Raw genomic sequence first — 23,219 nt, 5'->3', positions numbered from 1 at the left:
GCTACCAGCTGCCCGAAGCGCCGCCGCCGCTGCTGGAGCCGCCGCCCGAGGACGAGGAACTGTCCGACGAACTGCTGCTGCTACTGCTGCTGCTCGACGAGCTGCTGCTCCATCCGCTGTCGCGGTCGTCGTCGTAGTCGTCGCTGCTGCCGTTGCCCGTGGCGGGGAAGAACCCGAACACCAGCGCGATGAAGCTCACCAGTGCCATGACGAGCCAGGTCTCGTCCGGCTCCGGGCCCGGCCGCAGCTGGACGAAGGCGAAGCCGATGACGCCCGTCACCAGCGCGAGCCGCACCATGAAGCCGAGCGCGCCGCGCTTCCAGTGAATGCGCACGCCCGCCACGATCACCGCGAGGCCGATGCCGACCACGGCGGTGGCGATCACGCCCCCGATGATCCACGGCACCTTGTCCGCGCCCAGGTAGAAGCCGAGCCCGACGAGACCCGCAATCGCCAGCGCGATGCAGATGAATACATAGCGCGCCGTCCTGAACCGGCCCGACAGGTAGCCGACCCCATACATGAAGCCGACCGGCATGAAGAGGGCGAACGGCATCGCGAGGTTCGCCAGCGCCAGCGTCGCGCCCACCGGGCCGGCCGCGAGCAGGCCCAGCACCGTCGGCCAGCGGCGCCGCTCGGGCGACGGCGGCTCGGTCTTCAGGTCGGCCCAGAGTGCGCCTTCGCGCTGCGCCCGGTGCGCGTCCACGCGCCGGCCCTTGCGGCCCCGCTTGCCGCTGCCTTGCGTCACCACGCGCGGCGCGGCCGGGCGCGGCCGGCTTCCGTGCCACACCCCCACGCCGATGGTCCAGAGCATCACCGCGAGCAGCGTCGTGTTGATGCGCGACTGGCTGGACTCGGTGGAGAACGCGTCGATCACGCGGTGCAGCGGCGAAGACTCCCTGTCCTGCGCCTCGGCCTGCGGCTCTTCATCCACCGCCTGCAACTGCGGCGCGCTGATCAGTTCCGACAGCGACTGCACCGCCGCCTTCACGCCGCCCGCGAAGTCGCCGTTGCGAAAGCGCGGCGTCATCTCGCCGTCGATGATGCGGGCCGCCTGGATGTCGGTGACGCGGCCTTCCAGGCCCGTGCCGACCTCGATGCGCATGCGGCGGTCTTTCAGCGCCACCAGCAGCAGCACGCCGTCGTTCTCTTCCTCGCGGCCGAGCTTCCACTGCGCGAAGACGCGCGTGGCGAACTGCTCGATCGAATCCTCCCCCGTGGTGGGCACGATCAGCACCGCGAGCTGAGCCTGCGTGCGTTGCTCGATGGCGGAAATGTCTGCGCGCAGCGAGCCGGCGTCTTCCGTGTTCAGCGTCTTCGTGAGGTCGACCACGCGCGAGGTCATCGCGGGCACCGGCACCGGCTTGGCCTGCGCGGGCAGGCACAGCGCGAACGCGGCGGCCACCAGCATCAGGAAGGCGGCCAGCCGAAGCCAGCCGTGCGCGGCCGGATTGGCGAAGCCCGCTCTCATCGCTTCGCGCTCTTGGTCACGACGCCCGCGCCGCGCACTTCGATGCGCCGCTGGTCGACCACCTTGCCCGTGCTGTCGACCAGCTCGATCACATGGCGCCCCGGCCAGGGCAGCCACTGCGCGCTGTTGCCGCGCGCGAAATGCTTGCCGTCGATGCGCCATTGCACACCGCGCCCTTCCGACTCGAAGCGCACGCGCTGGCGCAGCGGCGGAATGTCGGGGTCGACCGCGATGATGGTGCCGTCGGACGGCGCGGTGATGCGCGCCGACGCTGAGCTGCCGGCCATGCCGGTGTCCAGCGCGAACAGCGGCTGCTCGGTGCCCTGCAGGAACCACTCGTCGCGCGCGGCCTCCAGCGGGCCGCCGTCGGCACCGGGGCCGAACTCCACGTGCGCCTGCACCACGCCCGGCGGCGGCGCGGGCGCGCGGCTGGGCTCGCGGGCGTGCAGGAAGCGCATCACCTCGGCCCACACCGGCGCGGCGCCGCTGGTGCCGCTCACGTCCCACATCGACGCGCCGCTGGCGTTGCCCACCCACACGCCGACCGTGTAGCGCTGCGACCAGCCCACGGCCCAGTTGTCGCGCATGTCCTTGCTGGTGCCGGTCTTCACGGCGGTCCAGAAGCGGGTGGACAGGATGCTGTCCAGGCCGAAGGTGCGGGTGCGGGCGTTCGGGTCGGAGAGGATGTCGCCGACGATGAAGGCGGCGCCCGTATCGAGCATCGGCGGCTCGGCGGCCCTGGCCTTGTTGTTGGCCGCAACGGCTGGATTGGATGCAGGCCGCGCGGTCAGCGTCGTGGTGCCGTAGCGCCCGCCGTTGGCCAGCATGCGGTAGGCGTTGGTGAGCGACAGCAGCGACACCTCGGCGCTGCCGAGCGCGAGGCTGTAGCCGTAGTAGTCGCCGCTCTCGCGCAGCGGCAGGCCGGCTGCGCGCAGTTCGCGCGCGAAGGCCTCGGGCGACACCATCACCAGTGTGCGCACGGCGGGCACGTTGAGCGACGCGGCCAGCGCGGTGCGCGCCGACACCGGGCCCTTGAAGCGGCGGTCGTAGTTCTGCGGAATGTAGAGGCCGCTGGCGGTGCTGATCTGCGCCGACGAGTCCTCGATCAGCGAAGCGGCGGTGATGCGCCGCTCGGCAATGGCCTGGCCGTAGAGCAGCGGCTTGAGGGTGGAGCCGGGCTGGCGCAGCGCGGTGACGCCGTCGACCTCGGCGGCCTGGCTCAGCGGGCCCGACGATCCGACCCAGGCGAGCACTTCGCCGGTGGCGTTGTCGAGCACCACGAGCGCGCCGTCTTCCACGTGGCGGTCGCGCAGTTCGCGCAGGTGGCGCTGCAGCGTGTCGAGCGCAAAGCGCTGCAGCGGCGCGCGCAGCGTGGTGCGCACGCTCGCTTCCTTGCTGTCTTTCTCCCTCCCGCTCTGGGGGAGGGCCGGGGTGGGGGCTGCCCCCGCATTCGCGTCCCTCAGTTCCCGCAGCACCCGCCGCGCAGCGTGGGGCGCGATGCCCTCGTTCGGCTCGAAGGCCCGGCGCTGCACGGCGGCGCTGGTGAACATGTCCAGTGCCTCGCAGTCGACCTTCTGCTGCGGCTCCATGGCGCGCAGCACGTCGCAGGCGCGCTGCGCCACCAGCGCGGGCTTGGCATTGGGGGCCCGCACCAGCGCCGAAGCCACCGCCGCTTCGCGCGCATCGAGCCCGCTCGGCGCCTTGCCGAACAGCGTCCGCGAGAGCGCATCGATGCCCACGATCTCGCCGCGGAACGGCACGGTGTTGAGGTATGCCTCCAGGATCTGGTCCTTGCGCCAGTTGCGCTCCAGCTGCGCGGCGGCCACGGTCTGGCCGATCTTCTGCGTGAAGCTGCGGCCGCCCGAGGCGCGCCGCAGGTCCTCGTCGAGCAGGCCCGAGAGCTGCATCGTGATGGTCGAGGCGCCGCGCGTGCGCGTGTTCCACAGGTTGCCCCAGGCCGCGGCCGACACGGCGCGCCAGTCGATGCCGCTGTGTTCGTAGAAGCGCTTGTCCTCGCTCAGCACCATGGCCGTGCGCAGGGCCGGAGAAACGTCGGCCAGCGGCGTCCACTGGCCGCGCCGCACGGTGGGGTCGGTGCGCACGCGCTGCAGCAGCTCGCCGTTGCGGTCGAGCACGGCGGTGTCGGACGAGCGGAAGTCGCGCTTCACTTCCTCGAAGCTCACGAGCGCCAGCGCCGGTTGCGCGCAAACCGCTGCGAGCAGGGCGAAGGCCAGGGCCTTTCGGTCGAAGGAAGAGGGCGCGAACTGCATGAAGGAGAGCGTCGTTTCGGAAAGTATGTGGCGGTGACATTCTCCGCGAAGCACATCGGGATGCCGGCCTACCCGGGGACGGGGCGCGGGCCTCATGGCGGCGGCGCGCGCTTCATTCCAAAGTTCGCACACCCCGGCTCGCAGGAGGCGATCGCCGGTTCCACGAACATTACTAGGAGAACTTCATGGCAACGAAAACACTGGCGCTGATCCTGGCCGCCTCGGCCGTCCTGGCCGGCTGCGTGACCCCGGTCTACGACCGCCCGCCGCCGCCGCGCCCGCAGGCCGACCGCGATCGCGACGGCGTGCCCAACCGCTACGACCGTGACAGGGACGGCGATGGCGTGCCCAACCGCTACGACCGCGCGCCGAACAATCCGAACCGCAACTGACGCGACCGGGCTCGCGCCGCCTCAGCCGGGCCTGCGCGCCATCAGCGCCCACACGCCGGCGGCGCTCAGCAGCGAGCCGCCGGCAAGGTTGAAGCGCCGCTGTGCGCGTGGCGACGACAGCAGCTTGCGCGCCGAGGCCGCAAACACCGCGTAGAGCGTGGCGTTGGTCGTGGCCAGCGCCACGAAGGTCAGCGCCAGCACCCACATCTGGCGCGTCACGTCCGCCGACGGGCTGATGAACTGCGGCAGGAAAGCCACGAAGAACACGATGCCCTTGGGGTTGAGCGCCGTCACCAGGTAGGTGTTGGCGAACAGCCTCCAGCGCGACACGGGTGCCGCCGGCCTGGCCATTTCGCTGGGCGAGATGCCGGCGCGCAGCAGCTTGATGCCCAGGTACAGCAGGTAAAGGCCGCCCGCCCACTTCACTACCGTGAACCAGAAAGCCGAAGCCGAGAGCAGTGCGCCCAGGCCCAGCAGCGACACCACCAGCGCCGTGGAATCGCCGAGCGCCACCGCGGTCACCAGCGGCACGTTGGCGCGGCGGCCGTGCGACATCGAATAGCTGATGACCGTGAGGATGGTCGGCCCCGGAATGATCAGCAGGACGACGGAGGCCGCGACGAAGGCGAGCCAGAGTTCGATGGGCATGTGCTTCCTGTCTTCTGTTGGTTGTGGTGAATGTGGAGGGCGCGTTTGCCGTTCAGGTGCCGATGGCCGTGCGCGCGACGTGCCAGGTGCCCCGGTGCCCGTCCACGTAGCGGATGGGAGAGTTGGCGAGGTCGTCGAGGTCCGCGTCGTCCAGGCAGGTCACGTTCACGCCGTAGGCGGTCGCGCCGGTCTCGGGCGAATGGCCCACGCCGAAGGAGCGCACGCGGCAGTGCCTGCAGACGATGTAGTGGCTGTTGCGGGTGTCGAGCATCTGCTCGCTGAGTTCGGATTCGCCTTCGAGAAGCCGGAAGGCATCGGTCGCGACGATGGCGGGCCAGAAGCGCGTCTGGGTGCAGATGGCGCAATTGCACCGAAGGGTGCCAAGGCTCAGGTCGATGTCGGCTTCGAATCGCACGGCGCCGCAATGACAGCCGCCGGTGTAGGTCTTTTTCATGTGCTTGTGAGCAGCTCCCGGTCGGTTGGAGCGGCCGGCGAACACCTTATCAAATGCAGCGCCGGCGGGCAGCGGCGGGGCTTTTACCGGCCCTGTTCCGGTACCGCGCCGAACCGGGCGGCCGACCGGGCCCTGGCGCGCTCGGCCTCGACCGCGCGGTCCTTGGGCTCGGCCGTGGTGACCATCGATTCGAGCAGCCGCGCCGCCGTTGCCGCCACTTCTTCAACAGCCCTTTCGAAGGCTTCCTCGTTGGCCTTCGACGGCACGCTGAAGCCGCTGAGCTTGCGCACGAACTGCAGCGCAGCGGCGCGGATCTCCTGCTCGGTGGCGGGGGGCTCGAAGTTGTAGAGGGTCTTGATGCTGCGGCACATGGGCGCTCTCCGTTCGATGACGACCTGGTTCCAGTCTAGCGAAGCAGGGCCATCGCGTGGGCGTCGTGGTAGACGCCGTCGATCAGGCTGGCGCGACGCACGATGCCTTCATGTTCGAAGCCGAGCCGCTCGTACAGCGCCTTGGCGTTCAGGTTGTCGGCGCGCACGTTCAGCGCAATGCGGGTCAGCCCGCGTGTCCAGGACTTGTCGATGGCGGCCTGCAGCAACTTGGCGCCCAGGCCCCGCCCGCGCGCCTCGGGCAATAGCGCGATGCCGAGAACGCCGATGTGCGCGCGCGAATGCCCGAACACCGGAGACACGTCGCACCAGCCGACGACCCTGTCGCCATCGACCGCCACGAAGTGCGGGAAGTCGGTGGCGATCACGTTCCGGTAGAAGGCGATCGATTGCGCCAGCGGCGGCGCCTCGGTCAGCGCAAGGTACTTGTGCTCGCGGGCGACCACATCGAGCGCGCGGTGCAGGCTCTCGAAATGGGATTCGGCCGTGGGTACGACGAGGACATGGTTCATGCGCAAGACGATAGCCGAACCGGACACCGCGGCGACATCGCGGTGCCCTCGGCCGCCGCCGCGCTCAGCGTGCGTGCAGCGCGGATTCCACGGCCAGTGCCACGGCCGCCAGCCTGGCATCGTCGCCGCGCACCGAGGCCAGCATCAGCCCCACCGGCAGTTCGCCCGGCCCATGGCAGGGCAGGCTGAATGCGCAGCCGTCCAGCAGGTTGATCGCGAAGGTGTTGCGCAGCAGCAGGCCGTTGGCCTTGAAGAAGGCCGCGTCCTCCGCGAGCGCGGCGATGGGCGGCGCGACGATGGGCACCGTCGGGCACACCAGGGCGTCAAAGCCTTCGATGGCGTGCTCGACGCGGCCGATCCAGTCGCGCCGGCGGTCCTGCATGGCGATGTAGTCGGCGGCGCGCACCTCGGTGCCCAGCGCAATGCGCGCGGCCACGCGGGTGTCGAAGCCGTCGCGCTTCGCGGCGAAGCGCTCGCGGTGCACGGCCGAGGCCTCGACCGGCGAGAAGCCGCCGGGCGCGTTGACGGTCGCGATCTCGGCGAGTTCGGCCAGCGTGATGTCCACCACCTGCGCGCCGGCCTTCGACAGCGTCTGCAACGCACGATCGAAGGCGGAGGCCACGGCCGGCTCGATGTCGTCGAACATCAGCGTGCGCGGCACCGCGAGGCGCATGCCCTGCAGCGGGCGGCGGCGCACCGCGAGCGGCGTGTCGGCAATGGCGGCGTCCACCGTCAGGCAGTCTTCCACGTTGCGGGCCATGGCGCAGACGGTGTCGAGCGAGCGCGCGAGTTCGAATGCGCCTGTTCGCGGCACGCGCGACTGCGTGCTCTTGAAGCCGACGATTCCGCACAGCGCGGCGGGAATGCGGATGGAGCCGCCCGTGTCCGAGCCCAGCCCGGCCACCGCGAGGCCCAGCGCCACCGACACCGCCGCGCCAGAGGACGAGCCGCCCGGGATGCGCGGCGTCTGCGCGTCGGCCGGGTTGTGCGGCGTGCCGTGGTGCGGGTTGATGCCCACGCCGGAGAACGCGAACTCGGTCATGTTGGTCTTGCCGACGATGGCCGCGCCCTGCGTGCGCAGCCGCGCGACGGCGACCGCGTCGTGCGCGGCCGCAGGCTCGCCCGCGCACACGGCGGAGCCGGCCATGGTGGTCTCGCCCGCGATGTCGTAGAGGTCCTTGACCGACACGGGCAGGCCGGCGAGCGGGCCCAGCGCCACGCCGGCCTTGCGCGCCGCATCGGCATGGCGCGCGGCGGCGAGTGCGCCATCGGCATAGAGCCGCGTGAACACATGCCGCGCGGCGGGCTGCGCTGCCGCTTCGAGCACCTGCCCGACCAGCGCTTCATGCGACAGCTCGCCGCGCGCGATGCGTGCGCGCAGGGCGGAAATGGTGAAATCGTCGTTCATCGTCAGGCCACCACGGGCAGTGCTTCGACCGCATAGCGATGCACGATGCGCCGGCGCAGCAGCGGGTCGTGCAGTTCGATTTCCATCTGCGCTGCGGGGCGGATGCCTTCGCCCTTCGCGTTGGGCAGCGCGCCGAGCGTGCCGCAGGTCATGAACAGGCCTTCGGGCGCGGCGCCGCCATGGGCCATGCCTTCGCGCAGTGCCGCCAGCGGACGGATCGATGCCAGCGTGCCGCGCTGGTAGTCGACCCAGCGGCCGTCCTCGAAGATGCGCGAGCGCAGCTCGAGCGTGTCCTGGTGCGCCTCGATGTCGCGCCAGCGCCAGGCGGTCTCGGCCACCGGCTTCGCGCACATCTGCTTGGACACGGCGACCGAGTAACTCTCCACATGGCGGTCGGTGTGGTCCGAGGCCACGCTCAGCCACCATTCGCCGTGCGAGAAGAACAGCACCGGTTCGGCCTCGCCCGAGCTCTGGTCGCCCAGCGCCTCGATGGCGGGCGACTGCGTCAGCAATTGCGTGGCCACCCGGTAGTACAGCGGCACGCTCGACGGGCGCGGCACGCCGAGCGCGGCCAGTTCCTCGATGTGGTGCTCGATGGCCGCGACGTCGCGGCCGGTCCAGCCGGCCACCACCAGCGCGCTGGGCGCGACGGTGTGCAGGGCGGTGGTGCGGGTGCCGTCGGCTTCGACGGCTTCGCAGGCAAAACGCAAGCTCATGCCCACCTCAGCTTTCCAGCGGGCGCTTGGCCGTCTCGCGCGCCACCACCAGGGCGACCAGCGTGACGCCCAGCGCGGCCACCACGTAAAGCGACACGGCCACCGTGCTGCCCCACGACTTGAACAGGCTGGCGATGATCAGCGGCGCGAAGCCGCCGCCCAGGATGCCCGCCAGCGTGTAGGCCAGCGAGGCGCCGGCATAGCGCACGCGGCCGGGGAACTGCTCGGTCACGAAGGCGGCCTGCGGGCCGTACATCATCGCGTGGATCAGCAGGCCCACCACCACCGCCGCGCAGATGGCGACCGGGTGCGCGCTGTCCATCAGCACGAAGAACACGAAGGCCCACGCCATGCCCAGCAGCGCGCCGGCAATGTAGACCGGGCGGCGGCCGATGCGGTCCGACAGGCTGCCGAACCACGGCACCGCGATCGCGTTGCAGGCCGCGCCGATCATCGTGGCGGTGAGCGCCAGCGGACGCGACAGGTGCAGCACCGTCGTCACGTAGGTCAGGGTGAACACCACCACCAGCGCATACAGCACGTCGGAGCCGATGCGCGAGCCGCCGGCCACCAGCAGGCGGCGCCAGTGCTGCGTGAGCACTTCCTTGATGGGCGTCTTGGCGGTGGCCTTCTTTTCTTCCATCTCGCGGAACACAGGCGTCTCGTCGACCCCGCGGCGCAGCCACAGGCCGAACAGCACCAGCGCGACGCTGGAGATGAACGGAATGCGCCAGCCCCAGCTCTGGAAGTCTTCAGGGCTCAGCCATGCCGACACGATGGCGATGAAGCCGGTGCCGATCAGCGTGCCGCACGACGGGCCGACCTGCGTGAACGAGGCATTGCGGCCGCGCTCGTCGGGCTTGCCGTGTTCCATCGACAGCAGCACCGCGCCGGCCCATTCGCCGCCGAGCGCCACGCCCTGCACGAAGCGCAGCGCGACCAGCGCCACGGGCGCCCAGATGCCCCAGGCCGCGTAGGTGGGCAGCAGGCCCATCAGCCCGGTGGACACGCCCATGATGACCAGCGTGGCCACCAGCACGAAGCGCCTGCCCAGCCGGTCGCCGAGGTGGCCGAACACCACGCCGCCCAGCGGGCGCGAGATGTAGCCGACCGCGTAGGTCGAGAAGGCCAGGATGGTGCCGGTCAGCGGGTCGAACGACGGGAAGAACACCGCGTTGAAGACCAGCGCCGCCATGATGTTGTAGACGGTGAAGTCGTACCACTCCAGCGTGGTGCCGATGGAGCTGGCCATGGCCAGCCGGCCCATCTTGGCGGACGGCGCATCGGGCGCGGTGCCGGAGGCGGCCGGCGTGGGAAGAACATGTTCGGTCATGGAGATACCTTTGTTCGGTGAAGACATGAAAGTCGGATCGGTTCAGCGCAGCTCGGCCGCGCTCAGCTTCCAGCCGAGCGCGAGCAGCCAGCCGTTGGCGGGGTCGGCGTCGAGCGCGGCGGCGGCCGTGGCGCGCGCGGCGCGGGCGGCCTCGGCGCTGCTGGTCTCGACGACCAGCATCGGCTGCAGCACGCGGCCTTCGGTGGCTTCGCGCGGCAGCGGCGTGCTGAGCGCGGCGTCGGGCACGAGCAGGTACGACTGCACGAAGCCTGCCTGCGCTGCCAGTTGGCGGCCGGCGCGTTCCGCCCCGGCCACCGGCGCCTGCGCGTCGGCGGCCGCGGCCAGCGGCAGCACCACGGCATGGCTGCCGCTGCCGAAGCCGGTGACGGCCTGCACGGCGCACACGCGGCGGATCGGCTGGCGCATGCGGTCGAGGTTGGCCACCGACCACGGCGTCTGCTTCTCGAACGCGGCGCGGTAGCCGGCGGAGCGGAACACCGCCAGCGATTCGGTGCGGTACAGGCCCAGGTACTTGCGTCCGCCCTCGAGCGAGAAGTAGCGCGCGCCCGACAGGAAGCCCGGGATGCGCACGCGCTCTTCCACGTGTTCTCGGTCGTACCAGCGGTTGAAGTCGGTGTCGTCGGCGGGTTCGACGTCGGAGGCGACGAACAGCAGGCCGTTGATGTTCGCCGTGGTGTTTTCAGGAGAGAGGAGGGAGTCGGTTGCAGTCATGGCGGCACAGGGGCGGGCGGGCCTTCGAAAAATGAAGGCGCGATCTTCCGCCGCAGTGCCGTGCTGTCACAAACGAGTTTTTCTGGGCGACAGCCACAAGAATTACTGGCCCCCTCATGGGGCACGAATGCGCTGTTTTGAGGGTTAACCCTCTGTCGTTCCGCGCCAGGTTGGTGCGGTGGCGGAGGCCGTGAACTGGTCCGACGCGCGGCAGGCCAGCTCGGCCACCAGGCGGATGGCATCGGAATCGGCCGCTTCCAGGTGGCTCACCACCAGCCGCTGCGGCGAGATGAGCGCGTCGCACTCGATGATGCGCACGTCGCCGGCTGCCACGTACTCGTACACCGGCGGCAGCGGCACCAGCGCGTTGCCGAAGCCCGCCTTCACCAGCCGGGCCAGCGCGGAGATCGAGCTCACGCAGTGCACCTTGCCCAGCGGAATGCCGACGGAGCGGTAGAGGTTCTTCAGCGCCTCGTGCGGCTGCGAGCCGGGGCTCATGGTCAGCACGGGCTGGCGCAGCAGCTGGTCGACGGTCTGCACCGGCTCCGCCGCCGGCGCGCCGACCCAGCCCATCGGCATCGGCAGGCAGGGCGTGCTCACGATGCCCGCGCCGGCGATGTGGTCGGTCTGCAGCGCGATGTCGAGCGCGCCTTCGCGCAGGCCCCGATGCAGGGCCAGCGTGGTCTCGGAGGTCAGCTGCACCTCGATGCCCGGATAGGTGGAGCGCAGGTTGGTCAGAAAACCCAGCAGCCAGGTGTGCACCACCGTTTCGATGGCGCCGATGCGCACGAGGCCGAGGAGGTCTTCGCGCGGGCGGCCGAGCGACACGATCTCGCGGCGCAGCTCGAGCAGCCGTTCGCCGTAGTCCATGAGCCGCACGCCGACCGGGGTGAGCCGCAGCTCGCGCGCATCGCGTTCGAACAGGCGCGCGCCGATGTCTTCTTCGAGGGAGGCGACGCGGTTGGACACGGCCGCCTGCGTGATGTGGAGCCGGTCGCTGGCAGCGCGGAAGCTGCCCAGCCGCGCGGCCCAGAGGAAGGCTTCGACAAATCTTGTGTTCATGAGGGCACCTCGGGGCATTTTGCCGGTATTCGATGCGGCGGTGCGCCCAGGGCCCTCATGGCCGACCCGCAAGCGCCGTGAGGCGGAACGGGCGTTCGGCTCAGCGCGAGGATCGGCGCCTGGCGGGTGCCGGCGGCGGCAGGGTGATGTCGTCCGCCATGCGCGCCGCCCCGGCCGACGCATTGCTGGCAACCATCACCGCGGCCTCCTGCGTGGCCGGCGCGAACACCAGCAGCGCGCGATAGCCGCCGGTCTGGCCCGTATGGAAGTAGAGCCTGCGTCCGGCGTTCTCGCGGATGCGCACGGCGTAGCCCAGCTCGTAGATGTCGCTGTGGCCCAGCGGGGTGAGCGCGCGTTCCGCCGCGGCGCCCAGCGGACCCTTGCGGCCGGCCATGAGCGCACGCGCGAACACCAGCAGGTCGGCGGCCGTGGAGCGCAACGCGCCGGCACCCGCCAGCGCATCGAAGTCCCAGGGCGCGCGTGGTGTCCTGTCCTCGTAGCCGGGCGCCAGGCGGCCGGTCTCGGGGCCGAGGTGCTGCATCGTGTCCTTCATGCCCAGCGGCACGGCGATGTTCTCCTGCACCAGCAGTTCCCAGGGCTTGCCGTAGCGGTCCGCAAGCACCTGCCCGAGCAGGCCGAGGCCCAGGCTGCTGTAGGGGCCGTTGCAGGGTGGCACGCGGTCGAGCCTGAGCGTCGACAGGCCGGCAAGCAAACGCGCGCGATCGGTGTGCGCGAACGGGTTGCCGCCTTCGGCCATCGGGGGAGCCGGCAGCATGCCGGGCAGGCAACCCGTGTGCGTGACCAGTTGGCGAAGCGTGATGCTCGCGGTCTCCCGCGGCAGCGTCACCTGTCCGGCCAGCAGCGTGCCGAGCGTGTCGTCGAGCGACAGGTCGCCGCGCTCGACCGCCTGCGCCAGCAGCACGCCCGTGAAGAGCTTGCTGATCGAGCCGACCTCGAAGATCGGCTGGCCATCGGCGGCGATCTCCCGGACCGGGCCCGCCTGCGCGACGCTGTTGCGCTGCATCGCGAAGCGTGTTTCGCCCTGGCGCAATACGCCGACCACGATGCTGCCGGGCGCGTCGCGCATCACGCGTGCGGCGATCTCGGCCGGCGGCGTGGCGAAGCTCAGCGGCTCGGCCTGCGCACAGGCTGCGGTGAGCAGTGGGGCCAATTGGGCAATGGCCCATGCGATGAGGTGACTGCGGCGCATGTCGTGCCGCCTCAGCGCGATGCGTCCGGCATCACGCCCAGCTCGGCCAGCAGCGCACGTCCGATGGTGATGCGCTTCGGCGCATCCTCGTCGCGGCGCATGTCCATGTTGAGCGCGAAGCTCTTCACGCCGCCGTCCGCGCCCGTCACCCAGCCCACCCACCAGCCGAGGGATTCCGGCGGCTTGTAGTACCAGCCGGTCTTGGCGTGCAGCGCGTGCGTGGGCGTTTTCTCGACGAGGGTGATGTCGTGCACCATGTCCTGCGTGCGCGCCGACAGCGGCAGCTGGCGCAGCCCGAGCCGCGCGAGAAAGCGCGCCTGCTCGATCGCGGAAATCTTCAGCGGACCGTCGAGCCAGAAGCGGTCGACCACGTCGCCCAGCGCCTCGTTGCCGTAGTGCAGGCGCGCGATCCACGCCTTCATGCGCGCCAGCCCGATGCGCCGCGCCACGCCCTGGTAGACCGGCAGGTTCGACACGCGAATCGCGTCGCGCAGATTCATGTCGTGCGCCCACTCCGCGCGGCGCTGCGGCTTGCCGCCGTAGGGCAGCACTTCGTCGATATCTTTCACCGCGCCGGTCTCCAGCGCGATCAGGCTGTTGGGAATCTTGTAGGTCGACGCGGGCACGAAGCGCTGGCCCGCGCGCTTGGCATCGACCAGCGTGAGCTTCGCCGTGGCGGCGTCGAACAGCGCGAAGGTGCCGGGCGTGCCCGCGGCGGTGAAGTGGCGGGCGAGGTCCGCACGTTCCTGGGCGGCCGCATCGGGCGCGGTGGCTGCCTGGGCCAGGCCGCCATGCCACGCGGTGGCGAGAGCGGCGACGGTTGCGCTGCCGCGTACCAGCATGGCGCGGCGTTGTTCGTCGGGTGTGGAAGAGAGCATGAAAGCACGAGAGCGGAGTTGTGACGGCGCGAATCATCCAGCCGCCCTCGCGCCCGCACAACGCGGGCGGCAATGCCTGTCGTCACTGCCGTAACCGGCGTAACCGCTGCGCCGGCCGCGGGAGGCGGCTAGCCGCCCATCGAGTAGAAGAACTCTTCCCGCACGATCGCGCCGTCGCGCACCGTGTACAGGCCCGCTTCTTCCATCTTGAAACGCTGGCCGGTGGCCTTCATGGTCACGTCGAATTCGAAGCCGACGATGAAGCGGTCGTCGTGCGGCCACGGGCCCGTGACCTTGAACGAATGCACCTCGTGGTTGTCGCTCCACCACTTGCCCTTGGCCTCGATGGCCGCGAGGCCCACCGCCTCGCGCTGCTGGCCGGGCGGGGCGCCCGCCTCGACGCTCACGGCGTCATCGGCATAGAGCGATTTCGCGTCTTCGAACTTTCCCTGCCGGCATAGCGCGACGAGCTGGTTCGCGATTTCAAGCGTGGTCATGGCCTGTCTCCTGAGGAAGAGGGGACAGCAGTTTAGGCCGATGCGGCCGATTCAGGCGCCTACCAGCTGCACTTCCTGCCGTCGTCGGAGCCGAGGTCCTGCGAGAACGAATACTGCTTGCCGCTGCGCAGGTTCTTGTAGTCGAAGCCGTAGATGTTCGCGCCCTGGGTCGTCACCACGTACTGGCCGGCGATGCGGCCGTCGACGATCTCTGCCCAGGTGGTGATGTATTCCCACGGACGCCCTTCCGGCTTGTCGCCGACTTCGCTCTTCACCGGGACGATCGGTATCACCTTCGACGAGCCCTTGTACCTGACGTAGCCGCCGGACCAGTTGCTGTTGGGGTCGGAAAAGATGCGCCATTCCAAGCGAATCGATTGCGCGCTCGACTCCGTCAGGCAGCGGTAGTCGACGGAGACCGGCGCATCGCCCGATGCGGCCAGTGCGGACAACGGCAGCAGAAGTCCGGCGAGCGCGAGGCGGATGTTGTTCATTTCGCCGCTATGCGTTGTCGTTGGGTTGGATCAGGTCCCATTTGTTGCCGCAGAGGTCCTGGAAGACCGCCACGGTGCCGTGCGGCTCGTGGCGCGGCTCCTCGAGGAAGCGGACGCCGTGCGATGTCATGTGGGCGTGGTCGGACGCAAAGTCCGAGGTGTGAAGGAACAGGAAGACGCGGCCGCCGGCCTGCTTGCCGATGCCGGCTTCTTGTTCGTCGGTCACTGCCTTGGCCAGCAGCAGCGCCGCACCCGCATTGCGCGCGGGCGCGACCACCACCCAGCGCTTGCCGGGGCCGCGCGGTGTGTCGTCGAGCAGCTCGAAGCGCAGCGCCTCGGTGAAGAAGCGGATGGCTTCGTCGTAGTCGTGCACGAGCAGGGTGACGGTGGCAAGTTGGCGTGCGGCGGGGGATTGGCTCATGGTGTCATTGCGCTCTTTGAAATGAAGGCTGCCTTGGTCGACAGCGATGCAGAGGCCTTGCATGGCCGCGGCATGCATCTGCTCCAGTGTGTCCACCCAGGACACGTTCTTCCGGCAATCACCGCAGTATCGAACGCCGGGCGAGGCCGTTTCTTCGAGCGTGTCCCATGGCTTGGTGCACGCCAGGGTCTCGTCTTGCGGCGTCGGCGGCGTGGAAGCCGGATGAAGAGGCGCGCGGCCGATGCGGACGGGCTTCTTCATCTTCATGGCCTTCGGGGTCGCTCAGGTAAAAACAATGGCGGTCTTGTGCGCGATGCTCAGCCGGGCCGATTCGTACAGCCGCAGCCACGACACGTATTCCCGATGGAGGCCTTCGTCGGCGTCGATCAGCCGGCCGATTCGCGCCACTTCCTCGTCCGACAGCTCGCCGTCGGTGAGGTTGATGCCGAGCGCTGGCGCCACCAGCACCAGTTCGTCGCGCAGGCGGTAGGAGGAGCCGAGCATGCCGCCGGCCAATTGCTTGTCGTCGTCCGGTTCGGAATACAGCACCTCGTCGAAATCGACCGGCACGTAGAAACCTTCCGCGTCCGAGTGGCAGACCAGGTGGCTCTCAGAGCTGTAGAGCACGTCTTCCACCACCGGATCTTCCGAGGGGTCGACACCGTCTTCCACCGGCGTTGCCATCCAGCCGGGCGAATTCGCGCGGTGCGCATAGGCCCGGCGCAGGTAGTGGATGAACGAGTACGGGAAGCCGCCGATGGCTGCACGCGAGTGCAGCGGCGGCAGTTCACGCGGCTCGGCGTGCGGCGGAAGGCCCGCCGCCGCCAGCACCTTGTTCACCACCGCCAGTTCCTCCTGCAGCCATCCGGCTCCTTCGGGATCGTGTTCGAGCAGATCGACGAGCACGCCGATGCTGATTGCGAGGCCCACTGTGTTCTCCCTTTCGAATCGGCGGCGGCGAAGCGGCTTACTTCGCCGCCTCCACCTTCACCCGTGCGTTCGGCGTCTCGCCGAACATCTCCGGCGCGTACATGGCTTCGACGCGGCTCGGCGGCAGCGCGAAGTCGCCGACGTTGTTCAGGCGCACGGTGTATTCCATCTTCACCACGCCCTTGGGCAGGTACTCGTAGTAGCTGCGGAAGGCCTCGAAGCTGCGCTCCTCGAACGCGGGCCAGCCCGCGCCGCTCTTCTTCTCGCCCTGCGTGGCGATCTGCGAGTCGCGGCCCAGGCCGCTGCCGAGGATGGTGGCGCCGCCCGGGATCGGGTCGCTGATGACGACCCAGGTCATGTCGGCGCTGGCGTTGACTTCGATGCTCACGCGCAGCACGTCGCCGCGCGTGTACTTGCCGGCCACGGCCTGCTCGACCGGGGTGACGGTCTTTTTGATGGCGTAGCCGGCCGCGAACGGCGCCTTCAGCTGCACGGCGGCAATCGACTGCAGCGTGAGCCACGGCTTGCCGGTGCCCTGCTGCGTCACCAGCAGCGTGTCGCGTACCGGCGCGCCCGACGGCGATGCCGCCCACGGCAGGAACATCGTGTTGTTCTTCAGGTTGCCCGGCGAGGCGGGAGCGCCGAAGAAGGTGGTCTGGTTGGGCGCGCCGGTCGGGTCGCTGGCCTTCACGCGCTCGACCCTGCTCCAGTCGACCTGCGCCTTCACCGCGCCCAGCGTGGCGGCGGTAACGCCCGACACCGGCGTGCTCTCGAACACCTTGCTGAACTTCTCCAGCGCCAGTCCGCCCCACAGGTTGGCGGTGGTGGTGTGCCACGCGCCGTTCTGCTGGCGGCCGATGAAGCCGTTGGCGAGTTTGCCGATGTCGTCCTTCCAGCCCGGGTCGTCCATCACGCTGAGCAGCAGGCGGGCGGTGTTGACGTCGCCGTTGGTCATCAGCCACCACCAGTAGTCGTCCTGCTCGGTGCTGAAGATCAGCTTGGTGCCTTGATAGGACAGGCGCGCCTTCAGCACGTTGTTGGCTTCGTCCAGGCGCTGCTGGCGCTGCGGCACGTCGTTCACGCGCTTGAGGATGTTGAGCCAGTCGATCACCGCGCTGGTGGGCCACTGGTTCGGCGCGATGGTGATGCTGCCGAGCATGCTTCCCTTGGCCTTGCCGTAGCGCGAGAGCGCTTCGAGCGCGGCGAGCTTGCGCACGTCGAGGTCCTTGCGCGGGCTCCAGAAGTCGCGCGTGATGCGGCCTTCGACGAAGGCGATCAGGCCCGACTCCATCGGCGCGCGTACGTCGTCGGCAAGCGCGAAGGCGGGGTCGAGCGCGGCGGCTTCGTTGGTGGCCGCGAGCAGGTACGACGTGAGGATGTCGCTGCCGCGGTTGGCCTCGCCGTCGCGCGGCGGGAAGTAGCTGGCCAGGCCGTCGCTGTCCAGGTAGGTGGGCAACGTCGCCAGCACGCCCTGCCACATCTTCGCGTCGCGCAGGCCGACCGACTTGCTGGTCTTCTGTTCGAGGCAGATGAAGGGGTAGTTGGCGAACCAGTCGCGCACGCCCGGCAGGCCTTCGGCCAGCTTGGGTTGCAGGGCGAGCTTCAAGCCGCCGCGGCCGGGGAGGGCGTCGGCGGGCGGAGCCACGTCGAGCGTGAACGGCCCGTCGAGCTGCACCAGCGTGGCCTGCTGCACCGTGAGCGGCACCGAGGGCACGATGCGCTGGCGCACCTTGAGCGCGTCGCGTGCGCCGCCGATGGTGTCCTTGGCCTCGATTTCCCACAGGATGGCTTCGGCGCGCGTCTGCGCGAGCTGTGCGGGCGCGGTCACGTTCCAGGCGACCTCGCGCGCTTCGCCGGCCGGGATGTCCACGGTCTGCGGCTCCAGCGTGAGCAGGGTGGCGCGCGGCGTGGCCTCGACCTTCATCGGCTTCTGCGTGGTGTTGCGCAGCGTGATCTGCGCGCGGAACTGGTCGTCCTCGCGCACCAGCGGCGGCAGGCCGCTGATGATCTGCAGGTCCTGCGTGGCCTGGATGCTCGCCTGGCCGGTGCCGAACAGGCCCACGCCGGAATCGGCCACGGCCACGATCTTGAAGGTGGTGAGCGCGTCGTTCAGCGGCACCGTCACCACGGCCTGGCCGTTGGCGTCGAGCACCACCTTCGGGTTCCACAGCAGCAGGGTGTCGAGCAGCTCGCGCGTCTGGCCCTTGCCGCCGCCGCCGCCCGCGGGCACGGCCTTGCGGCCGTAGTGGCGCCGGCCGACGATTTCCATCTGCGCGGTAGAAGTGCTCACGCCCCAGCTGCGCCGCTGCAGCATGGCGGTCAGCAGGTTCCAGCTGTCGTTGGGCATCAGCTCCAGCAGGGCCTGGTCGACCGCGGCCAGCGCCACTTCGGCGCCGGCGGCGGGCTTGCCGTCGGGCAGCTTGGCGCTGATGGTCACCTGGGCCTTGCTGCGGATCGGGTAGCTGGGCTTGTCGCTGGTGACGGTCACGTCGATCTGGTGGGCCTGCGTGCCCACGCGGATCTCGGCCATGCCCAGCCGGTAGGCGGGCTTGCTCAGGTCGACCATCGCGGTGGGCGCGACGTATTCCTTGCCCTCGTACCAGAAGGCCGTCCACCATTCGCGCGGCGACTTGAAGCCCCAGGTGAAGAAGCTGTACCACGGCACTTCGCGCAGGCGGCCGCGCAGGGCGAGAACGCTCACGTAGGCGTTGGGGCCCCACTCGGGCTTGACCTGCAGCGTGACGGTCGGGTCCTTGCCGTCGAGCTGCACCACGTGCGTCTCGATGATGCCTTCGCGTTCCACGGCGACCAGCGCGGTCGCGAAACGGAACGGGCTGCGCACCTGGAACTTGGCGACCTCGCCGGGCTGGTAGCTCTTCTTCTCGGGCAGCACGTCGATGCGGTCGTTGTCCTCGCCGCCGAACCACAGCTCGCCCTGCCTGGTCACGTAGACGGAGCTGACGGCCTTGGCGTCGCGGCCTTCGCTGTCGGTGGCGCTGGCGATGAGTTCGACTTCGCCGGCTTCCTTCAGCTCCGACTCGCACAGCAGCAGGCCGCGCGCGTCGCTCTTGCCGCTGCAGACGGTGCCGATGTCCTTGGTCTCGGTCTTGTTGTCGTAGGTGTAGAAGCCGCCCACCATGCGCTTGCGGCTGGTGGTGGTGATGCGCGCCACGGCGCGCACATTCAGCGTCACGCCGGCCTGGGGCTTGCCCGCGAGGTCGAGCGCAAGCGCCTGGAACTTCAGCTTCTGGGCGGTGGAGACCCAGCCCTCGGTCTTGATGCCCGCGATGACGGAAGCCGGCCACAGCGTCTGCGTGCTTCGGATGGTCTGCACCTCGCCGTTCGGGTCGGCGTAGGTGGCTTCGAGCAGCAGCTCGCGCGCGGCCTTGACCTTGGGCACCTTGTCGATCGTGACCTTGCCGGCGCCGTCCTTGTTGAGCGTGAGCGGCAGCTTGTCGGCGATCACGCGGGTGTCGTTCACGCTGTTGATGTCTTCCTCGCCCGAGCCGGCTTCGGCAGCGGCGGAGACCGCGGCCGCCGGATCGCTGGCGTCGCCCTGGGTGGCGCGCGGCGGGTTGAAGCTGAAGGCGTCGTAGTCGGGGAAGCTCAGGCTCTTGCCGCGCACCATGGCCGACACGCGAACCGGCAGGTTGGCCGCGCCGCCGCCGGCCACGTAGTTGATCTGCACGTCGGTCGGCACGCTGGTGGCGGCCACCAGCGGTTTCTTCTCGGTGGGCGTGATCCGGCCTTCGAGCACGGGCAGGCGGAATTCCTCGACGCGGAACATGCCGGTGCCGAAGCTGCGCCCATAGCCCTCGTCGCCGTCGCCGTCGCCTTCGCTGTCGCCGTCCTTGCCGCCGCCGGTGCGCAGCATCACTTCGTACACGCCGAGCTTGGCGGCGGGCGGAATGGCAAAGCTGTTCTCCGCGCTCAGGCCGCCGGTGGCGGTCTTGCGCCAGTTCAGCGGCTGGGTGAAGCGCTGGCCGCTGCCCACGTGGGTGATGACCAGCGTGTCGGGGCGGTTCTCGGGCAGGCCGAAACCCTTGCTGGTCTGCGTGCGGATCAGGCTCTTCATCGACACCGTCTCGCCGGCGCGCAGCAGCGTGCGGTCGAAGATGGTGTGGGCGATGCGGTCGGGCTCGGCCTGCAGGTTGGTCGGCACGTTGAAGCGCCAGGGCTCGATACCGCGCTGCCAGTCGCTCCAGGTGAAGGCGAGGTCTTCCACGCCCTTGTCGTCCTTGGCGCGGGCGCTGACGAACCAGGCGCCGCTGTCGTATTCGTTAGGGCCGTTGCACGACGGTGCCTGCGGCGAGATGCCGTTGAGCATGACGATGCCGTTGGCGTCGGTGGTGCCGCTGGCCACGGCCTTGCCGTCGCAGCTGGACACGCGCACTTCGGCGCCGGCCACGACCTTGCCCTTGTCGAGCGTGGTCACCCAGGCCATGGAGTTCTCGCGGCCCAGCTTGAAGTGCACGGCCAGGTTGGTGGCCAGCGCGGTGGTGCGCACGTACATCGTGCGCCCGGCGTTGTAGCGCTCGTCGAGCAGCGCCTCGCCCAGCTTCTGCGAGGCGATCTCCAGCACGTGGAAGCCCGGCGTCAGCGGCACGCCGATGACTTCGAAGGGGCGCGGATCGCCGGCGTCCGACTTGGGCATGTCCAGCGTCTTCACGCCCGCCTGGCCCGACAGCAGCGACAGCATGCGCGTCTGCAGCGTGGTGCGGTCGTCCTTGTCGATCACGGGGGGCAGCGGGCCCTTGACGTCCTTGCGCGCCTGTTCGCGCGAGATGGTGAAGTTGTCGTAGCGGCGCACCTTGCGGAACCACGCGATGATTTCCGCGTCGGTCTTCGGGTTCATGTCGCTGACCTTGCCGGGCGTGAGCGCCTGCACCATCAGCTGCGGCTCCACGCGGCGCACGGTGACCGGCATCATGGCCGGGGTGTCGGGCTCGGCGAGACGCTCGACCACGCCGAAGGGCGAGGCGGCGAACTTGGCCAGCGGCGGCATCATGCCGGTGGCCACCTTCATCGGGAAGCTGCCGGGCGAGGCCAGCGGGCGGCCTGAGGCGTCCTCGAACCTGGAGGGCAGCTCGATGGTGAACTGGGTGCTCTCGCTCAGCGGGGGCTCGAAGCTCACGCTGTTGACCACGTCGTCGTCGCTCTGCGTGCCGCCGTCGTTGTCGAGCTTGGCCTTGATGGTCTTGTCGCCCTTGAGCTGGATCTGCGAGGCCAGCTTGCGCGTGACCGGCGCATTGAACGTCAGCTGCATCGGGCGCAGCGGCAGGCAGGCGGCCTGCGCGTTCTCGCGTTCGCAGGTGAACGATGCGGCAAAAGGCTCGCGCACCTGGAACTCGAGGCGGCGTTCCACGTTGTTGGGCACGCCGGAGGGCGTGGCCACGCCCTTGCCGTAGACGATCTGCACCTTGGCGCCGGGCGTCAGCGTGCGGTTGCACTGCATGGTGACGAAGCGCAGCGGTTCCTTCTCGGCCGCCTTGTCGCGGCCGAAGGCCTTGAGCAGGCCGGCGCGCTGGTCGCCGTCGAGCAGCTTGACCGGAATGCGCTCGCCCACGCCGTCGGCCGAGCACCACACGTTCTGGCGCACGCTGTCGAGCGTGGCCGCGCCGTTGAGTTCGAGCACGAACATCTGCTGCTCGTCGATGCGGCTGTAGCTGCCCGGCATGTAGCTGCGCACGAACGGGCCGCCGCTGTTGAACTGGTAGCGCTCCGGGCCGGTCAGCTCGCCGCTGGCGGGCTTGAAAGTGGGAATGCGCGTGACGGTGCAGCGCACGCCTGGGGGCAGGTCGTTCTCGAAGTCGTAGACCCAGGCCTTGGCGTCGGTCCAGCGGCCGGTGCCCTTGCCGGCCTGCGCGTCGGTGCAGCTCACCGACAGCGGCGCGGGGGCCTTGGGGTCGCCGAAATTGACGGCGGGCTGGTCGAACTTGGCGACGATCTGGCGTACGCGCGCCACTTCGCCCTGGGGCGTGAGGCTGGTGATCTGCAGGGCATGGCCCGGGCCGGACAGGAGCGCGCCGCCGGCCAGGAGCAATGTTGGAAGGAAACGGGTCACTTTTTAGTATCTCCACCTAGAGGCAGCGCGCAGCGTAGCCGATTTAAACGACGATTCGACAGTGCCATGGGTCATATGTCCTTCGTGCCCACGGCGCGGGTACGCCAGTCTTCTTACAATCGAGGCCCTCGTGCGTGTGCCGCGCGGACCGCCACCAAGACCTCGCCGCCGACCGATGAAACGCTACTGGGAAATAGACGCCTTGCGCGGGCTGATGCTCGTGCTGATGACCGTCACCCACCTGCCCACGCGACTGACCGATCCGCTGGGTCAGCCCTTCGGCTTCGTTTCAGCCGCCGAGGGCTTCGTGCTGCTGTCGGCTTTCGTGGCCGGGCTGGTGTACAGCCGCATCGGCTATGCGCGCGGCGTGGATTCGATGCGCCAGGCCTTCTGGCGCCGCGTGCTCAAGGTCTACCTGTGCCAGGCGGCGATCCTGCTGTTCCTGTTCACCGTGATCGCGGCGCTCGGGCTGCACATCGACCAGCCGGCGGTGAAGAACCTGGTGTCCTACTACCTCGCGGAGCCGCGCGAGGGCTTCATCTACGGCCTGCTGCTGATCTACGAGCCGGCGCTGCTCGACATCCTGCCGATGTACATCTTTTTCATGCTCATGAGCCCGTGGGTGCTGGCCTTTGCCATGCGCCACGGCTGGTCGTGGGTGATGGCGGTGAGCGCGACCGTGTGGGCCGCGGCGCAGTTCGGCCTGAGCGAATGGGTGTACGGGCTGGCCGTGCACTACCTCGGCGTGCCGGTGCCGTTCCACGAGATGGGCGCGTTCAACACCTACGCGTGGCAGTTCCTGTGGTTCGCCGGCCTGTGCATCGGCGCCACCCGCAACGGGCCGGCCGCGAAGCCTTTGAACTTTCCGGTGTGGGTGCTGCTGCTGGCGGCGGGCATAGCGCTCTACGGCCTGTACTGGCGCCACCACGGCATCAACGGGCAGGCGCCGTTCGGCGGCGACGTGGAGCTGAACCTGCTGTTCGACAAGTGGCAGCTCGGCCCGCTGCGGCTGGTGAACCTGGTGGCGCTGGGCATCCTGGCGGTGCGCTTCGGGCCGTGGCTCATGCGCCGCATCCCGCGGCTCCACTGGCTGGAAGCGATGGGCTCGGCGTCGCTGCCGGTGTTCTGCGCGCACCTCGTGGCGGTGCTGCTGGTGCTGGCCTTCTACGGCGACAGCCAGACCGCGCGGCCCTGGTGGGGCGACGGCCTGCTGCTGCTGGCGGTGTTCTCGGGGATGTACTTCGTGGCGCGCTTCACGCGCGGGGCCGACGTGCCGCCGCCGGCGGACGACGTGCCGACGGAGCCGGCACGGGCCTGAGGCCTCTGACCTGGGGGCGA

Annotated in this window: 20 protein-coding genes; 2 read left to right on the top strand and 18 right to left on the bottom strand. The window is 69.6% G+C overall.

Annotated features, from left to right (window positions below):
- Position 1 precedes the first annotated feature (1 nt).
- Positions 2 to 1,471 (bottom strand): TPM domain-containing protein, encoded by a 1,470-nt coding sequence (locus QRN67_RS13575; RefSeq protein WP_285412176.1) that lies wholly within the window; start codon positions 1,469 to 1,471, stop codon positions 2 to 4.
- A complete protein-coding gene (gene pbpC, locus QRN67_RS13570; RefSeq protein WP_285412175.1) occupies positions 1,468 to 3,741 on the bottom strand; it encodes a penicillin-binding protein 1C in 2,274 nt (757 codons plus the stop codon). The genes QRN67_RS13575 and pbpC overlap by 4 nt, the downstream gene beginning before the upstream one ends.
- Positions 3,742 to 3,926: 185 nt before the next feature.
- Between pbpC and QRN67_RS13565 the strand changes: the two genes are divergently transcribed.
- Positions 3,927 to 4,133 (top strand): thrombospondin type 3 repeat-containing protein, encoded by a 207-nt coding sequence (locus QRN67_RS13565; RefSeq protein ID WP_081265816.1) that lies wholly within the window; start codon positions 3,927 to 3,929, stop codon positions 4,131 to 4,133.
- A 21-nt stretch (positions 4,134 to 4,154) separates the two neighbouring features.
- Here QRN67_RS13565 and QRN67_RS13560 read toward each other — a convergent pair whose 3' ends face one another.
- From QRN67_RS13560 to QRN67_RS13485, 16 genes are all read right to left on the bottom strand, one after another.
- Positions 4,155 to 4,781 (bottom strand): LysE family translocator, encoded by a 627-nt coding sequence (locus QRN67_RS13560; RefSeq protein ID WP_285412174.1) that lies wholly within the window; start codon positions 4,779 to 4,781, stop codon positions 4,155 to 4,157.
- Between the two features lie 52 nt (positions 4,782 to 4,833).
- Positions 4,834 to 5,235 carry a GFA family protein gene (locus QRN67_RS13555; RefSeq protein ID WP_285412173.1) on the bottom strand — a complete coding sequence of 134 codons (402 nt, stop codon included), beginning with the start codon at positions 5,233 to 5,235 and terminating at the stop codon, positions 4,834 to 4,836.
- Positions 5,236 to 5,318: 83 nt separating this feature from the next.
- The gene (locus tag QRN67_RS13550) at positions 5,319 to 5,606 is read right to left on the bottom strand and encodes a DUF2277 domain-containing protein (protein WP_285412172.1); all 288 of its coding nucleotides are present in this window, start codon (positions 5,604 to 5,606) and stop codon (positions 5,319 to 5,321) included.
- A 35-nt stretch (positions 5,607 to 5,641) separates the two neighbouring features.
- Positions 5,642 to 6,136: a GNAT family N-acetyltransferase gene (locus QRN67_RS13545; protein ID WP_081265820.1), complete on the bottom strand. Its 495-nt coding sequence runs from the start codon at positions 6,134 to 6,136 to the stop codon at positions 5,642 to 5,644.
- A 64-nt stretch (positions 6,137 to 6,200) separates the two neighbouring features.
- Positions 6,201 to 7,544 carry an amidase gene (locus QRN67_RS13540; RefSeq protein ID WP_285412171.1) on the bottom strand — a complete coding sequence of 448 codons (1,344 nt, stop codon included), beginning with the start codon at positions 7,542 to 7,544 and terminating at the stop codon, positions 6,201 to 6,203.
- Between the two features lie 2 nt (positions 7,545 to 7,546).
- Positions 7,547 to 8,260, bottom strand: coding sequence for a DUF2848 domain-containing protein (locus QRN67_RS13535; RefSeq protein WP_285412170.1), 714 nt, complete (start codon positions 8,258 to 8,260; stop codon positions 7,547 to 7,549).
- A 7-nt stretch (positions 8,261 to 8,267) separates the two neighbouring features.
- The gene (locus tag QRN67_RS13530; RefSeq protein WP_081265822.1) at positions 8,268 to 9,593 is read right to left on the bottom strand and encodes an MFS transporter; all 1,326 of its coding nucleotides are present in this window, start codon (positions 9,591 to 9,593) and stop codon (positions 8,268 to 8,270) included.
- 42 nt (positions 9,594 to 9,635) lie between these two features.
- A complete protein-coding gene (locus QRN67_RS13525) occupies positions 9,636 to 10,325 on the bottom strand; it encodes a DUF4286 family protein (protein ID WP_285412169.1) in 690 nt (229 codons plus the stop codon).
- A 144-nt stretch (positions 10,326 to 10,469) separates the two neighbouring features.
- Positions 10,470 to 11,387, bottom strand: coding sequence for a LysR family transcriptional regulator (locus tag QRN67_RS13520; protein ID WP_285412168.1), 918 nt, complete (start codon positions 11,385 to 11,387; stop codon positions 10,470 to 10,472).
- 100 nt (positions 11,388 to 11,487) lie between these two features.
- On the bottom strand, positions 11,488 to 12,597 hold the full coding sequence (locus tag QRN67_RS13515; RefSeq protein WP_285412167.1) for a serine hydrolase domain-containing protein: 1,110 nt from the start codon (positions 12,595 to 12,597) through the stop codon (positions 11,488 to 11,490).
- An 11-nt stretch (positions 12,598 to 12,608) separates the two neighbouring features.
- Positions 12,609 to 13,439 carry a class D beta-lactamase gene (gene blaOXA, locus QRN67_RS13510; RefSeq protein WP_503010899.1) on the bottom strand — a complete coding sequence of 277 codons (831 nt, stop codon included), beginning with the start codon at positions 13,437 to 13,439 and terminating at the stop codon, positions 12,609 to 12,611.
- A 164-nt stretch (positions 13,440 to 13,603) separates the two neighbouring features.
- Positions 13,604 to 13,972, bottom strand: a complete 369-nt coding sequence (locus tag QRN67_RS13505; protein ID WP_081265827.1) for a nuclear transport factor 2 family protein — start codon at positions 13,970 to 13,972, stop codon at positions 13,604 to 13,606.
- A 59-nt stretch (positions 13,973 to 14,031) separates the two neighbouring features.
- Positions 14,032 to 14,466, bottom strand: a complete 435-nt coding sequence (locus QRN67_RS13500; protein ID WP_285412165.1) for a hypothetical protein — start codon at positions 14,464 to 14,466, stop codon at positions 14,032 to 14,034.
- Between the two features lie 7 nt (positions 14,467 to 14,473).
- Positions 14,474 to 15,148: a VOC family protein gene (locus QRN67_RS33305; RefSeq protein WP_285412164.1), complete on the bottom strand. Its 675-nt coding sequence runs from the start codon at positions 15,146 to 15,148 to the stop codon at positions 14,474 to 14,476.
- 21 nt (positions 15,149 to 15,169) lie between these two features.
- Positions 15,170 to 15,817, bottom strand: coding sequence for a putative DNA-mimic protein (locus QRN67_RS13490; RefSeq protein WP_285412163.1), 648 nt, complete (start codon positions 15,815 to 15,817; stop codon positions 15,170 to 15,172).
- Between the two features lie 37 nt (positions 15,818 to 15,854).
- Positions 15,855 to 21,881: an alpha-2-macroglobulin family protein gene (locus tag QRN67_RS13485; RefSeq protein ID WP_285412162.1), complete on the bottom strand. Its 6,027-nt coding sequence runs from the start codon at positions 21,879 to 21,881 to the stop codon at positions 15,855 to 15,857.
- Positions 21,882 to 22,056: 175 nt separating this feature from the next.
- On the opposite strand from QRN67_RS13485, the gene opgC reads away from it, so the two are divergent.
- On the top strand, positions 22,057 to 23,199 hold the full coding sequence (gene opgC, locus QRN67_RS13480) for an OpgC domain-containing protein (RefSeq protein ID WP_285412161.1): 1,143 nt from the start codon (positions 22,057 to 22,059) through the stop codon (positions 23,197 to 23,199).
- The last annotated feature ends 20 nt before the right edge of the window (positions 23,200 to 23,219 follow it).

This window comes from Variovorax sp. efr-133-TYG-130, assembly GCF_030208835.1.
Lineage (GTDB): Bacteria > Pseudomonadota > Gammaproteobacteria > Burkholderiales > Burkholderiaceae_C > Variovorax.
The sequence above is the reverse complement of the archived record's forward strand: the minus strand, read 5'-3'. Positions and strand labels throughout refer to the sequence as shown.